General features: G+C 44.4%; 15 protein-coding genes. 1 reads left to right on the top strand and 14 read right to left on the bottom strand.

Going from position 1 to position 15,038, the window contains the following annotated elements; translation table 11 throughout:
• Positions 1-49: 49 nt before the first annotated feature.
• The 10 genes from POW22_RS11635 to rsgA form a co-directional block, all read right to left on the bottom strand.
• The gene (locus tag POW22_RS11635) at positions 50-1,030 is read right to left on the bottom strand and encodes a polyprenyl synthetase family protein (protein ID WP_272832863.1); all 981 of its coding nucleotides are present in this window, start codon (positions 1,028-1,030) and stop codon (positions 50-52) included.
• A 30-nt stretch (positions 1,031-1,060) separates the two neighbouring features.
• Positions 1,061-2,101, bottom strand: a complete 1,041-nt coding sequence (rlmN, locus tag POW22_RS11640) for a dual-specificity RNA methyltransferase RlmN (RefSeq protein WP_272832864.1) — start codon at positions 2,099-2,101, stop codon at positions 1,061-1,063.
• 79 nt (positions 2,102-2,180) lie between these two features.
• Positions 2,181-3,839, bottom strand: a complete 1,659-nt coding sequence (locus POW22_RS11645) for a T9SS type A sorting domain-containing protein (RefSeq protein WP_272832865.1) — start codon at positions 3,837-3,839, stop codon at positions 2,181-2,183.
• A 169-nt stretch (positions 3,840-4,008) separates the two neighbouring features.
• Positions 4,009-5,058, bottom strand: coding sequence for a tRNA preQ1(34) S-adenosylmethionine ribosyltransferase-isomerase QueA (gene queA, locus POW22_RS11650; protein WP_272832866.1), 1,050 nt, complete (start codon positions 5,056-5,058; stop codon positions 4,009-4,011).
• A 78-nt stretch (positions 5,059-5,136) separates the two neighbouring features.
• Complete coding sequence (locus POW22_RS11655; protein ID WP_272832867.1) at positions 5,137-6,366, bottom strand: 3-phosphoshikimate 1-carboxyvinyltransferase; 1,230 nt, start codon at positions 6,364-6,366, stop codon at positions 5,137-5,139.
• Positions 6,363-6,599 (bottom strand): hypothetical protein, encoded by a 237-nt coding sequence (locus tag POW22_RS11660; RefSeq protein WP_272832868.1) that lies wholly within the window; start codon positions 6,597-6,599, stop codon positions 6,363-6,365. The genes POW22_RS11655 and POW22_RS11660 overlap by 4 nt, the downstream gene beginning before the upstream one ends.
• A gap of 1 nt (position 6,600) precedes the next feature.
• On the bottom strand, positions 6,601-6,927 hold the full coding sequence (locus tag POW22_RS11665; protein ID WP_272832869.1) for a nucleotide pyrophosphohydrolase: 327 nt from the start codon (positions 6,925-6,927) through the stop codon (positions 6,601-6,603).
• A gap of 3 nt (positions 6,928-6,930) precedes the next feature.
• Complete coding sequence (locus POW22_RS11670) at positions 6,931-8,946, bottom strand: DUF3857 domain-containing protein (protein WP_272832870.1); 2,016 nt, start codon at positions 8,944-8,946, stop codon at positions 6,931-6,933.
• 19 nt (positions 8,947-8,965) lie between these two features.
• Positions 8,966-9,418 carry a D-aminoacyl-tRNA deacylase gene (dtd, locus tag POW22_RS11675; RefSeq protein WP_272832871.1) on the bottom strand — a complete coding sequence of 151 codons (453 nt, stop codon included), beginning with the start codon at positions 9,416-9,418 and terminating at the stop codon, positions 8,966-8,968.
• The gene (rsgA, locus tag POW22_RS11680; RefSeq protein ID WP_272832872.1) at positions 9,415-10,368 is read right to left on the bottom strand and encodes a ribosome small subunit-dependent GTPase A; all 954 of its coding nucleotides are present in this window, start codon (positions 10,366-10,368) and stop codon (positions 9,415-9,417) included. Before rsgA ends, dtd begins: the two co-directional genes overlap by 4 nt.
• Before the next feature lie 68 nt (positions 10,369-10,436).
• Between rsgA and POW22_RS11685 the strand changes: the two genes are divergently transcribed.
• Positions 10,437-10,895 (top strand): hypothetical protein, encoded by a 459-nt coding sequence (locus tag POW22_RS11685; protein ID WP_272832873.1) that lies wholly within the window; start codon positions 10,437-10,439, stop codon positions 10,893-10,895.
• A 28-nt stretch (positions 10,896-10,923) separates the two neighbouring features.
• On the opposite strand, the gene POW22_RS11690 is transcribed toward POW22_RS11685, so the two are convergent.
• From POW22_RS11690 to POW22_RS11705, 4 genes are read right to left on the bottom strand one after another with little or no spacing between them, the layout of a single operon-like run.
• Complete coding sequence (locus POW22_RS11690) at positions 10,924-12,006, bottom strand: bifunctional 3-deoxy-7-phosphoheptulonate synthase/chorismate mutase type II (RefSeq protein WP_272832874.1); 1,083 nt, start codon at positions 12,004-12,006, stop codon at positions 10,924-10,926.
• Between the two features lie 8 nt (positions 12,007-12,014).
• Positions 12,015-12,872: a prephenate dehydrogenase gene (locus POW22_RS11695; RefSeq protein ID WP_272832875.1), complete on the bottom strand. Its 858-nt coding sequence runs from the start codon at positions 12,870-12,872 to the stop codon at positions 12,015-12,017.
• Entirely contained in the window at positions 12,869-14,029 is a 1,161-nt protein-coding gene (locus POW22_RS11700) for a pyridoxal phosphate-dependent aminotransferase (protein WP_272832876.1), read from the bottom strand. The genes POW22_RS11695 and POW22_RS11700 overlap by 4 nt, the downstream gene beginning before the upstream one ends.
• The gene (locus POW22_RS11705) at positions 14,026-14,901 is read right to left on the bottom strand and encodes a prephenate dehydratase (protein WP_272832877.1); all 876 of its coding nucleotides are present in this window, start codon (positions 14,899-14,901) and stop codon (positions 14,026-14,028) included. Before POW22_RS11705 ends, POW22_RS11700 begins: the two co-directional genes overlap by 4 nt.
• Positions 14,902-15,038: the final 137 nt, after the last annotated feature.

Here is a 15,038-nt window from a genome sequence, read left to right on the forward strand (position 1 = left end):
CGCTATAAAGACGCAAATAGTTTCCCAAAGGTTGCCTGAGGTTTAAAAATTATTTTTTTCTGTCGATAACATAGTCCACCATCAGCACCAAGGAATCCTTGTAAGGCGAGTCTGGATAAGGCTTTATAAGCTCCATGGCTTGCTGTTGATAAGCCTTCATTTTTTTTACCGCATAGTCCAAACCACCCACTTCCTTTACGTAAGCAATGACTTCTTTGACGCGTTTTTTATCTGTATTGTGGTTCTTGACCGAGTTGATCAACCAGCGTTTTTTGTCAGCCGGAGCGGTATTGAGTGCGTGGATTAGCGGGAGGGTCATTTTCTGCTCTTTGATATCGATACCCGTAGGCTTCCCGATCTTGGCCTCCCCGTAGTCAAACAAATCGTCTTTGATCTGAAAGGCCATCCCGATCAGCTCTCCAAACTTTTCCATCAGCTTCACCTCATCTTTGGTGGCCCAAACAGATTGTGCTCCCATGGCACAACAAGCGGCAATCAAAGTGGCGGTCTTTTTGCGAATGATCTCATAGTAGATCTCTTCAGTGATATCTAGCTTTCGGGCTTTGTCTATTTGAAGCAATTCTCCCTCGGCCATTTCTCTAACAGCCTTTGAGATGATGCGTAACAGATCAAAATCGTCATTATCAATACACATCAACATCCCTTTAGAGAGCATAAAATCTCCCACCAGAACGGCGATCTTGTTCTTCCACAAGGCATTGATAGAAAAGAAACCTCGGCGTTTGTTGGAATCGTCCACAACATCATCATGCACCAAAGTGGCCGTGTGAATGAGCTCAATAACACTCGCTCCGCGATACACCCGATCGCTCAAAGGATCATCACCGTGGATCATCTTGGCAATGAGAAATACGAACATAGGGCGCATTTGCTTGCCCTTGCGGTTTACAACATAATGGGTGATACGATTAAAAAGTGCGACACGGGACTGCATGGAATTGGAGAATTTCTTCTCGAAGAGTTCCATTTCGTGCTCAATGGGTAATTTGATTTGACTGACCGCCTTCACCTTACAAAGATACGAGAAAAGCGCGCTACACTAATGCTTATTAGCCAGTTGTCCGCAGGCCGCGTCAATGTCTTTTCCACGGCTTCTTCTCACGGTGACCGGAATGCGTTTAGCTTCTAGTTTTTTTATGTAGCGATCCAGCGTAGCGTCATCTGCTTGTTTGAACTGATCATCGCCAATGGGATTGTATTCAATGATATTGACCTTGCACGGAACATACTGGCAGAACTTTACCAAGGCGTCAATAGCTTCTTCGGAATCATTAATGTCCTTCCAAACAACATACTCATAAGTGATCCTGCGCTTGGTCTTTGCATACCAATACTCTAAAGATTCTCTAAGATCATCCAAAGTAAAACGCTTGGCAAAAGGCATGATCTTTTCACGAGTCTCTTGAATGGCGCTGTGGAGCGATACGGCGAGGTTAAACTTTACCTCATCATCCGCCAGCTTTTTGATCATTTTAGGCACTCCAGAGGTAGACACCACGATCCTTTTGGGAGACATTCCCAGACCTTCTTTACTGGTGATCTTGTCTACAGCGGCCAGAACGTTGTTATAGTTCATCAGCGGCTCACCCATGCCCATAAAGACAATATTAGATAGTGGTCTGTTGTAGTACAGTTGACTTTCCTTGTGAATGGCCATGACTTGATCGTAGATCTCATCCGGATTCAAATTTCTCATGCGCTTGAGCTGGGCTGTGGCACAAAAGGCACAATCCAGACTACAACCTACCTGAGAAGACACACAGGCCGTGGTTCTGGTCTCTGTAGGGATTAAAACCGACTCAACGATGAGACCGTCGTGCAAGGCTACGGCGTTTTTGAGGGTTCCGTCTTCGCTTTTTTGAATCTGATCTACCGCAATGTGATTGATCACAAAATGCTCATCCAAAAGTGCACGCGTCTGTTTAGAAAGGTTGGTCATGGACTCAAAATCATGCGCTCCTTTGATCCAGAGCCACTCATAGACCTGATTGCCGCGGAAGGCTTTATCACCTTGCCCCACAAAAAAGTCGCGCAGTTCCTCTTTAGTCAATGCCCGTATGTCCTTTCTTTTGGATTCCATGCTGTAAAATTACCACAATTAGCCATAAAAAAACCCTTTCTGCTTCCAGAAAGGGTTTTGAATATTATTCGTGTTGTGATTAATGACGAACGATGATCTTTTTAGTAAGACTCGCTGCGTTCTCATCATCAACGATTTTTAGGAAGTAAACTCCATTCTGAAGATCAGAAACGTTCAGCTCGTTGTTCACCGCTGCAAAGCTTCCACGCTTAACAACCTGTCCTAGGATGGTGTAAAGCTCGTAGTCTAAGGAGCTGCTACCAAAGTGAACCACATTGATCAGTGAATTCGCTGGGTTCGGGAAGATCGAAAGATTCGTCTCGAACTGGAATTCATTGGTAGAAAGTGTTTCTAAAGTATCACCAGCTGTTCCATCTGGATCCAACCAGAAACGAACGCTGTTAGACGATGAAGAACCAAAGTCCCAAGACACGTCAAATCGACCGTAGATATCAAAACCACTATTGTCTGAAGTTCCTGTACATGCTGCAGTACCTCCCGCTAATTGACCCACGATAAGTCCGCTTTGGTCAAAGAGAGGAGATCCTGAAGATCCACCTTCAGTAACACCGATTTCCCAGCCTCCGCCGCCGCCGCCGCCGACGCCGTTGATTCTCCACATCTCAGCCGATGGGTTACCGTTAAAGTTGTAAATAGCCTTAGATGGTGAGTTGTTATCACGACATACCTTCATGATATCTCCGTTAGGGTGGTGGATACCTACCGAGTAGTTCGGAATAGCAGTAGCACTGCGATTCCATCCAGCCCATACTAAGTTCCAAGAATCTGGAATGGCATTGTTAAGTTCTAGCAGACGAACGTCTGACTCACTATTGATAGCGCGGTTTACCGCACCTGAAGTTGTATTGAATGCACTTGTAGTACTCGGAGTTGTAGTACCGCAAGATGGATCTGGACTTCTCCAGTTAAAACGGAAAGACCAAGTTGCAGGACTACCAGCATCACAGTGGTTAGCAGTCAAAAAGTATGGAGTTCTATCGTTGTTGGTGTTGTTGATCAAAGCACCAGAACAAACAAAGCCTCCCATTACTTGTAGCGCAACAGAGCGTTTTAGATCTTCTTTAAAAGGATCCCAGTCTGCTCCTACCGGACAATCTACGTCGTGGTTACAGCTTCCAGAATCATTCAAGCCTTTGGCCTGAACACCGTCTGTGAACATTTGTGTTTTAGAACGGTATCCGTGAACTACTTTGGCCAAGTTCAATTCACCTTGACCGCGAACGGCTTTTGGCTCAAAGTACTCGATCCAGATATTCTCTCCATCAACCAACCAAGTACCGAGCATTTTCTCAGCATTGTTTAGATTGTCAGTATACGCTCCCAAAAGGCTGCTGCGATCATCACTGTAGAGATACACTTTAGCTCCTGGAGGCAATACGTAACGATCAAAAACAAAGTTCATCGTTTTAGCTCCTTCAGAAACCAAATTCAATCTCCAGATCCCATCACCGTTAGGAAGCTCATCCCAAACACCGGCAGTCTCTAACCCAAGATCTACTGAATATTCATAACCGAAACGCCATGGGCGTCCAGAAAGTTTGTCATTGACAGCATCTTCTGCTTGAAGGGCTTCGAGGTCAATTCCCTCCAAAACCACAGGATTTAGGGCAGAACGTGTATTGAGCGTCCAAGATGCAGGTTCTCCTTCATTAGTTACCTGAGCATGAGCAGTCACACCAAGTAGCAGAAGTGCAAATAGCAAAGTAATTTTTTTCATGTAAGCATTTTTAGTCAGTTGCCACGGTCAATAACTGTGGCAGAATAGGTTATAAGCTCTAAATGTACGATTTTTTTACACTCGATGTTGGAGAAATTCCTCCTTTCTTAGGCACAAAAAAGCCCGTCACACTAAGGTAACGGGCTTATAAAAGTCTTTATATGCGCTCTTAGAGGATCAACATGGCGTCTCCATAAGAGTAGAAACGATATTTTTCCTTCACTGCTTCTGCATAAGCTTCTTTGATAAATTCATGACCAGCAAAGGCAGAAACCATCATCAATAAGGTTGATTTTGGCGTGTGCAGGTTAGTGATCATGGCATTGGCAATGCTGAACTCATAAGGAGGGAAAATGAATTTGTTGGTCCAACCGGCATAGGGGTTCAGGGTTCGGTTAGAAGACACTGAACTCTCCAAAGTTCTCATGGCCGTTGTTCCTACTGCACAGATACGTTTTTTGTTGGTAAGCCCTGTATTGATCATTTTTGCCGCTTCTGGAGAAATGATGATCTCTTCAGAATCCATTTTGTGTTTGCTCAAATCTTCCACTTCTACTGGAGAGAAAGTTCCAAGTCCAACGTGTAGGGTAACTTCACTAAAGTGAACACCTTTGATCTCCAAACGCTTCATCAAATGCTTTGAAAAGTGCAATCCTGCAGTCGGTGCGGCAACCGCTCCTTCATTCTTAGCATAGATGGTTTGGTAACGCTCTTCATCTTCTGGCTCAACATCACGCTTGATGTATTTTGGAAGTGGAGTTTGTCCGAGTTCGTTGAGCTTCATACGGAACTCTTCATAAGAACCGTCGTAGAGAAAACGAAGGGTACGCCCTCTTGAAGTCGTGTTGTCAATAACCTCGGCCACTAGGCTTTCATCCTCTCCGAAGTACAACTTATTACCAATACGAATCTTACGCGCAGGATCTACCAAAACATCCCAAAGACGGGTTTCCGCATTGAGTTCACGCAATAAGAAAACCTCGATACGCGCTCCAGTCTTCTCCTTATTTCCAAACAAACGAGCTGGGAACACTTTGGTGTTGTTAAGCACCAAAACATCGTCTTCATTAAAATACTCGATCAAATCTTTGAACATGCGGTGTTCAATGGTTTGCTTCTCGCGATCCAATACCATCAAACGCGACTCATCACGATTGGCGGAGGGATATTCAGCAAGTAATTCGGTTGGAAGATCGAAGTTAAAGTTAGAGAGCTTCATAGGCCTTCAGCGGGTTTTTTAGTTTACAAAGGGGCAAATATACAACCTCGGCATAGGGGTTGTCAAGTAAATGGCGGTTTATCTTTGATTTTCAATCTGAAAACCCAAGGTTTTGAGATCTTCCCAAAATTCTGGATAGGATTTAGACACTACTCCCGCTTCCTCGATAACCAAATCCGTTTTCAAAGCCAAGGGCGCAAAAGCCATGGCCATTCGGTGGTCCTGATAAGTAGCAACACTTACTCCTGATTTGATTCCCTGAGACGGCGCCAAACTCAGATGATCATCGGTGATATTAACCTGTGCACCAAACTTCTCCAGTTCGTTCTTCAAGGCCTGCAATCGGTCGGTCTCTTTGATTTTTAGCGTGTGCAATCCGGAGAGCTCGCAACCAATACCCAACCCAAAGCAACAGACCGCAATGGTTTGCGCAAGATCAGGCGTATCGGCCAGATCTGCGCTGTAAATCTGTGGTAGATCGACTGCGGATTTAGTCAAGGTCAAACTGACTTCATCAGCATTAAAGGCACTTTGCACGCCCAAGGGCTCAAAAAGATTAACTAGGCCAGAATCGCCTTGTAAGCTATCGGGTTTGTAACTGCTGAGTTTAATTGAATCTGCCTGTCCCAAGGCCATCAAACTATAAAAATAGGAAGCTGAACTCCAATCAGATTCCACCGTAAAATCTTTGGTCTTTAAAGCTGTGATGGGCCCAACATATACTTCCGCATCGGTCAAGCGTGTTTCTGCTCCAAGTGCTTCCAAGAGCGTCAAGGTCATTTGCAAATAGGGCACGGAGGTGAGCTTACCTTCTAGTTCTAGGATCAAACCAGAATCCAAACTGGATCCCGTCAGCAATAAAGAAGACAAATATTGACTGGAAATATTAGCGGCAATCCGCACCCGATTTCCAGTAGGTTTCACTCCGCTGATCCGCAAAGGCGGATACCCTTGCTCTTTCTCATAGGAGATCTCAGCTCCAAGTTGTCTTAAAGCATCTACCAAAACCCCAATAGGGCGTTGTTGCATCCGCTCGCTTCCTGTAAGCACACCTTCAAACCCTGGTTTTAAGGCAAGATAAGTAGTTAAGAAACGCATGGATGTGCCCGCGTGATGAATATCTAAAACCGATTCATCACTGGCCAGAGCCGTTTGCAAAACATCGGTATCATCACTGTTAGACAGATTGTCAATGCGCAAATCCGGATAGAGGGCTTGCAGAATGAGCAGTCGGTTTGATTCACTTTTGGAGCCTGTTATTTTCAGGGCTCCAGATTTCAAATTAGAAGCACTAAGCTTTAGGTTCATTGCTGTTCGCGTTTGTATTTAGCCCAAAATTTTCCATAAGTCACAAAGAAGCCATAGATCAAGCCGCTGGCTACGCATACCGCTACTAATTGCACGGGGTCACGATCCTCCCAAAAGGACATCTGAAAACCGTTCACCCCCCAAAAGAGCAGTACAAATACCACAATAAAAGCAGTGCCTAGCGAGACTACAGATTTCCAAAATTTGGAATCGCTTAAGATTCGTTTGATCATGTTATTTCAGTTTTGGATTTTGCTGATGCCTGTCGTGATCGCGTTTGGTTTTGATGTCCATCTTTTTGTCAAAGGCAGCCTGCAAGTCAATTCCTGTCTGATTGGCCAAACACAAGACCACAAAAACTACATCTGCGAGCTCTTCGCCAAGGTCTTTCTCCTTGTCCGACTCTTTTTCACTTTGCTCTCCATAACGCCGCGCAATGATTCGAGCTACCTCCCCCACTTCTTCCGTGAGTTGGGCCATATTGGTGAGTTCGTTAAAGTATCGAACGCCGTGGGCGTTGATCCAGTCATCTACTGCTTTTTGAGCATGTGCCAAATCCATAGCTTATGATTTACTGATAATTACTCGTTCACTCTCCTTTGCCACGCGTTGGCCGTAAAACTCTTTGAGCGTTTCGTAATACATGGAAGGAACAACAGCTTGTTTCATGGTAATGGAACAAACCACATTGAGTTTTCCATTGGACTGCCCAATATTGAAGGTATACGCCCCCAAACCGTCGGGAAGTGAGATATTCAAGGCTTCAGGCACATTGGTAACCGTATAGCCCTCTGGCAAAGTGATGTTGATGATCTTACGGTGCATATACGGATGCACAAAGTTGATCGGGTAATTGCGCTCGTCTAGTTTGAATGGATTCTCATACATCCCCAAAAAGAACATCGGATTCAAATAGATATCACCGTCAATGATCTCTACGGCACCTTCTTTTTCAAAACTGTAACTCATGCTCACCGGCTTGGAAGTATCATTGAGATTCTTGAGTTCAAGATCACTCACCAAGTCTAGATTGTAATCATCCATTAGGTCTTCCTCTATTTTAGACGGACTTTCATTCTCAAAGGCGCGACGCTGGTCCAATGCCTCCAACAAAGTACGGTTAGCGCGAACGCTTCCGCTGATATCACCAAAGTCATCCAACTCCACATTGAGCATGGTACTCACTTGGCTGATCGTTTTTGGATACAAATCCACACTCATGGAAAGGCCGTTCTCCATGACCATGGTTCCGCTCCAATTCAGCACGCGGTTTGGCAAGACGTTAGGCGCAGCCATCTTTTCTGTGGCATCCAATAAATAACGTTGTCCGTCAATCTCAACGGCGGCAATCACATAGTTGAATCCGTCAATAGTTGGGTAAGCCGGAATCCCGTGACTACGCGTACTCACCAAAACAGGGTTGGCATTCAGCCCTGCTTCTTTTAGCATCGCCGTAAGCAGCAGATTAATATCTCCCGTGTTGCCCGTTTTTTCTCTGTAGGCCTTAGCGATCCCATTGGCCGCGCTCAATCCGTAGCGCTTATCCCAATTCATATGTGACTTTACGTAATCAAAGACACGGTTCATCCGATCCATATAACCGCTAGATCCTTCTAAGATACCAGCCAGATCATCTTTAAAGAAATTGGTGCGTTCCAACTGTTTCCCAAAGCCGTCATATTTATAAATGGTCGCCACCACATCTTCCCAACTTCTGGAATATTCCTTGACCACTCCAGACTGACTTTTTGTACTACTGAGCTCATAAACCACCGTGTATCGGTAATTATCAATATTATCTACATAGCGTTCTTCCTTCAAGGCCGGAACGTGCATGTATTCATATTCCGAGATGAATTCTTTAAAGATAGCCGCCGCATCTTTCGTGGTAGAAGTCAAGCCTCCGCCCTGCTCATAGGTAAAGTCAATTCGGCGGGTATCGGTATAGTCTTTAGGGTTGGCATTAAAATTCCCTTTGATCAAACGACTGAATTGGAAATACTCCAGTATTTGAATTTTTGTGTAGTGGTGCGCCGTTGGAATATCTTCTTGGATCACCACATCGTCTATTGTCGTGAAGAAAGGAGAAACAATGCGGTAGGAGATCTCCAGTACAGAGCCCACCTTTACGGCAGGCATGGTAAGACTGACCTCCTTGCGATTGTCGGTCTCCATATTTTCAAAGATCCCAGATTTGCTGAGTTTTTCTGACTTTACCTTGCCGTTCTCCAGGTTATAAGTATACGCTTTAATGCTTTCTACACGTTCTTTCAAACGCCCTTTGATGTACAAATTGATCTTTCTTGTGGCATAGTCCAAGCCGTCCTTATTCAAGATCTTTATGCGCTCATGAACATCTGTATAAAGCACCCATCCTTTGACCTCATCATCTTCATAATAGGTATTTCTAGACTTGTGAAGATATACAGCAGGAGCAGCAGTATCTTGTGGATACACACTCATGCTTAATTCTTCTTTAGAAACTTTTTTGAATTCGTAGTCTTGAGCAAATGCAGTGTGACCAAAGCTCATAAAAAGCAATACCACAATACATCCTACTTGGGATACTCTTTTAATCATTTTGCGTTAGTTAGTGTTGTTATTCTTTGTTTTTAGTGTCGATAATAAGCGTGACGGGGCCGTCATTGGTTAGTTGCACGTCCATCATGGCTCCAAAAGACCCAGTGCCTACTTTTTTACCCACTATTCTCTCAAATGTACTAATAAATTCCTCATAAAGTGGCTCAGCAATGGAGGGATGTGCCGCTTTTATAAAGGAAGGCCTATTGCCTTTTTTGGTAGATCCGTGCAAGGTAAACTGACTCACAATGATGGCGTCACCATTTACGTCACCGAGAGCTAAATTCATAGCGCCCTGATCATCGCCAAAGATGCGCAATCGTGCAATTTTTCCAGCCAACCACTCAATATCTTCTCGGTTGTCCTCGGCTTCAATTCCCAAAAGGATCAACAACCCTTTTTCAATAGACGAGATCTGCTCTCCGGCTACCGTAACTGAGGCCTGACTTACGCGTTGAATTACTGCTCTCATGATTGTTGAAACTCGTCTTTGCGGTAGGACTGATCTTGTTCCTCTTCTAACAGAGTCACATAACTTTTATAGCGGGACCAAGAGATCTCATCGTTTTCTAAAGCTTCTTTAACAGCGCATTTTGGCTCTTCTAAATGCAAACAGTTGTTGAATTTACATTCGGATTTTAGGGCGAAGAATTCCGGGAAATAATCACTGATCTCGTCCTTGTCCATATCTACAATACCAAAACCTTTGATTCCTGGAGTGTCTATGATTCTCGCGTCAAAATCCAAATCAAACATCTGCGCAAAGGTAGTGGTGTGCTGCCCTTGCTTGTGTTGATCTGAGATGGCTGCTGTAGCCAGATTCAAGCTCGGAGATACCGCATTGACCAAAGTAGATTTACCCACACCGCTATGCCCGGCAAACATGGAGGTCTTGCCTTCCATCATGGCTTTTACTTCATCCACGCCCTTGCCGGTCTTAGCACTAATGGCTAAACAGGTATAACCGATCTGTCGATACATATCCATCAAATAGAGCTGTTCCGCTTTCTTTTCAATGTCATAAGTATCCATCTTATTAAAAAGTAAAACAGCCGGAATGCTGTAAGCCTCCGCAGTGACCAAAAATCGATCTATAAAAATGGTAAAGGTGGGCGGATTGTCATGAGTGATGAGCAAAAACACCTGATCAATATTACTGGCAATGATGTGGGTTTGCTTGGAAAGATTCACCGACTTGCGGATGATGTAATTCTCACGGTCATCGATCCTTTTGATCACCCCCACGGTCTCATCGCCGTTGGTCTCCAATTCAAACTCCACCCGATCACCTACCGCTACCGGATTGGTGCTTTTGATCCCTTTGATGCGGAACTTGCCTTTAATACGGCATTCGTGGAATGTACCGCTCTCATCTTTGACGGTATACCAGCTGCCGGTTGATTTATAGACTGTTCCCTTCATAGGTGTCACAAAAATAGGGAGTTTGAAAGAATAAGTAATATTTTTACCTCACACATTAAACCTACACAATGAAGAATATAATTCTAATCCTAGTTTTAACCTTACTCAGTTTTGAATCCTACGCGCAACAGCAATACGAGGTTAAGGTGATCACCAGTGTCGAGTCCATAGTTCCCAATGGTTTAGGTAGATCCAGATTAATCTCAGCCAATGAGCAACGAGATTACCAAGATTTCACCTCAACGCAAACAGACGATGACAACACCAGAAACAAATCCAAGCGAAAAGACATCCGCGTGAAGGATTTTGAAGAAACCAAGCTGCTAAACTTCTATAATATTGGAGGAATAAGATTCCAAAATATTGCAGCCAATGACGCAGTGATTGAATCTAAGATCAACGCCATGCTCGCAGAGGGCTGGGATCTAGCGTTTGTTACCTCAGCAGTAGAAAGTGACGCCGGAGACAAAGACGGTCAGGGTATTTTTATCACCCGATATATCTTTAGACGCCCTGTTCAAAACTAAATGAGAAGCCCGCTTTGCGCGGGCTTTTTTATTGCTTGTAGATCTTTTCTTGGTGATTGATCGATTCTTGGTGGATCGCTTTGAACACGCGTAGAATGAACTCTTCGCTGAGTTGGTGCTGCTCTCCTTCTAAGATCATTTTACCCAAAATCTCATTCCAACGCTTGGTCTGCAATACGGCCACGTTGTTTGCTTTTTTAAGGGTTCCGATCTCATCAGCAACCTTCATACGTTTACCCAAGGTCTCAATAAGTTGGTGGTCAATCACATCAATCTGTGTACGCAAGGTGTTCAGTTTGTTTTTAAACTCCTGCTCCTGACCTTCTTCTTTTCTGATGGTGAGTTCTACCATGATCTCTTTCAAACGGTCTGGTGTGATCTGCTGTTTGGCATCACTCCAAGCGTTGTCTGGATCGTAATGGGTCTCTACCATGAGTCCGTCGTAGTTAAGGTCCAAGGCCATTTGACACAGATCAAAAATGATGTCTCTGCGCCCGGCAATGTGAGACGGATCCAAAATCAATGGCAGATCTGGGAAACGGTTCTGCAGATCCACTGCAATTTGCCATTCTGGATTGTTTCTGTAACGGGTCTTTTCATAGGTAGAGAATCCGCGGTGGATCACCCCCAAATTTGCAATGTCTGCTGTGTGGAAACGCTCCACAGCCCCCAACCACAAGGAAAGATCCGGGTTCACTGGGTTTTTAATCAATACCGTTTTGTCAGTACCTTTCAAGGCATCTGCAATCTCTTGAACAATAAATGGAGACACCGTGGTACGGGCACCGATCCAAAGAATATCCACATCATGCTGTAATGCTAGATCCACGTGATTGGCGTTAGCCACCTCTGTAGTGGTCAACAGACCCGTTTCCTGCTTGGCCTTTTGCAACCATTTTAAACCTAAAGCTCCTACTCCTTCAAAGTTTCCAGGACGGGTTCTGGGCTTCCAGATCCCTGCACGCAACACACTTACATCACTGTCTTTGAGTTCATGAGCTATCTTGAGTACTTGATCTTCGGTCTCTGCGCTACAAGGCCCTGCGATCACTAAAGGGTGATCCAAACCAAAGGCGTCTAACCAGTTTCTGAGTTCTTTTTTATTTTCCATAGTCTTATTTAATTCTTCTTGATTCCGTTTAATATATGTTTGATACTATTGATCGCAGACATTTCCTGATGCATAGCAGGTTCGTCGTCACGTTCCAGCAAAGCTTTAAAAGCTTCTAAGTTTTCTATATAAGCATTGAGACTGTCTAACAAATGATCGCGATTCACCGAAAAGATCGGCGCCCACATATTGGGGCTACTTTTGGCCAATCGCACCGTAGATTCAAATCCACTGCCAGCTAAGTCAAAAATATCGCGTTCGTTCTGCTCAATGTCCATAACCGTTTTGCCCAACATGAAGGAACTCACGTGTGACAAATGTGACACATAGGCCAAATGCTTGTCATGAGCTTCTGGATCCATATAGCGAATACGCATCCCCAACTCTCTGCAGAGTTCTTGTCCTTTCTCTTGCAGGGTCAAGCTTGTTTTTTCTACCTCACAGATGATGTTGGTCTTGCCTTCAAACAAGCCAGAAATAGCTGCTTTAGGGCCTGAATATTCCGTACCTGCAATAGGGTGCATCGCCAAATAATTCCTGCGCTTTGGATGTGATTTTACTGCGGAGCAGATCACGGCTTTGGTAGAGCCCATATCGGCTACTAAGGTTTGATCCCCAACCTGATCTAATATGCCTCCTAACAGTTGAGCAGTAGAATGAACAGGAATGGCTAATACCACAAGGTCTGCCTTGGCCAGATCTTTTTCTGTAGCTTCTGAATCTACCAATCCTAGATCCTGAGCTTGTTCTAAATGATCCGGGTTTTGGTCCATACCTTGCAGCAATACCTTAGGGTAAAGCCGTCTGAGGTCAATGGCCAAAGAGCCTCCAATGAGCCCGAGTCCTATAATTACTACCCGATTCATAATTGAATGTTTTTGTCGATGATTCTGCGATGCGCCGCCTCCAAATCAGTTAGCGATACGCAAAGCGAAATTCTTATATAGCCTTCTCCGGCCGTTCCAAAGACAGTTCCTGGGGTGATGAACAGATCTACCTCTTCTAAAAGGCGATCTGCAACGGCTTCTGCAGATGCTCCCTCTGGCAACTTCACCCAAACAAAGAGTCCTTGTTGATTGTCACTAAAATCTCCACCCAGAGCATTGGCGATCTTCCAAGCCCATTCGCGGCGTCGGGCATAGGTCCCATTAAGCTGTTCAAACCAGTTTTTATCCATGCCCAAAGCAGCAATTGCCCCTTTTTGTAAGCCGTAAAACATGCCGCTGTCCATATTACTTTTTACTTTGAGAACAGCCTGAATAAACTCCGCATTACCACAAAGCATACCCACGCGCCAACCAGCCATATTAAAGGTTTTACTCAAAGAGTTCAGTTCCAAAACTACCTCCTTAGCGTCTGGAATCTCTAAAAGTGATACAGGCGTATCATTGAGAATGAAACTGTATGGATTGTCATTGACAATCAAGATCTGATGCGCTTTGGCAAAGGCAATGAGTTTAACAAAAAAGTCTTTAGTTGCTGTGGCTCCAGTTGGCATATGCGGGTAGTTGACCCACATGATCTTTACCTTGCTCAGATCTGTTTGCGCTAAAGCGTCCAGGTCCGGTAACCAGTTTTGATCTGCATTTAGATCATAGGTGCGAATATCGGCCTCCACCAAACGCGCCACAGCAGCGTAAGTCGGGTAACCCGGATTTGGGATTAGAACCTGATCACCTGGGTTTAAAAAGGCCATGGAAATGTGCATGATCCCTTCTTTTGAACCCATTAAAGGCAATACTTCAGTCTCGGCATTCAAAGCAACCTTATAATGCGCCTCGTAAAAATTCGCAATGGCCTCTCGTAATTCTGGTATCCCTTGGTAGCTTTGGTATTGATGCGCCTTGGGGTGTGCCAAAGCATCTTGTAAAGCAGCAGTGACCTCTGGCGCCGGCGGCAGGTCTGGAGAACCGATCCCCAGATTGATCACGGGGCGTCCATCTGCCATACGCTGGCGTACTTCTCTCAATTTTCGGGAGAAGTAGTATTCTTTTGTTTGTCCTAAACGACTTGCAGTTATCATAAGTTAATCTTCTTGTCGTTATACGTACCCAAAACCTTAAAATGTTTGGCCATAATTCCTAACATGGCTGTTGCTTTTTCAAAATCAGCCAGACTTTCAAAAACCACATCAACAAAAAAAGAATAGCGCCAAGGCGTCTCAATTATGGGAAGGGATTGAATCTTGGTCAAACTCAAATTACAGTCACTCATCACGTTAAGGGCCGTTGCCAAGCTTCCGCGTTTGTGATCCAATTCAAATTTTAAGGAAGCCTTATTAATGGCCACGCCAGGTTCTTGTACTTTAGTTTTACTTACCATCACAAAACGTGTGGCATTTTTTGAAATAGACTGCACATCTGCAGCCAATACATCCAAACCGTAGAGAGAAGCTGCGATTTCTGGCGCTAAGGCAGCAATTCCTTTCAATTGCCCCTCGGCGATCTCTTTTGCAGCTAATGCAGTATCTGAAGCTTCTACCAATTTGATATGCGGATGCTCACTAAAAAAAGCTTTACACTGTAACAAGGCCATATAGTGAGAATGAACCTCCTTGATTTCACTGAGCTCTTGCCCGGCTAGCGCCATAAGATTATGACTGATATTCAAATAGTGTTCCCCGCATACATGAAGGTCATTACTATCTATCAAAGCGTAATTTGGCAGAATGGACCCAGCGGTAGAATTTTCTACGGCCATGATCCCAAAATCTACTTCTCCTGCGACAAGTTTAGCGATCAAGCCGTCAAAGGTTTCACACTCAACAACGCTAGCCTCAGGACCAGCCCATTGTGTTGCCGCCAAATGGTGGTTTGAACCACGAACGCCCTGGATAGCAATCTTTGCTCCCGGATGGGTTATGGAATCTTGTACCGTTTTAGTTTCTTCGTTCATATCAAAAAAAAATCCCGAGACGAGCTCGGGATTTATATGTGTTTCACTTTAGTTAACTACATAGGTTACCCGATCTCCTTTCGGAAATAAAAAAACCAATAGTTATAAAAAGTACTAAAGTTGTTCATTTTCTGTTA

The sequence above is a fragment of the Gilvibacter sediminis genome (assembly GCF_028561565.1).
GTDB classification, from domain to species: Bacteria; Bacteroidota; Bacteroidia; order Flavobacteriales; family Flavobacteriaceae; genus Gilvibacter; species Gilvibacter sediminis.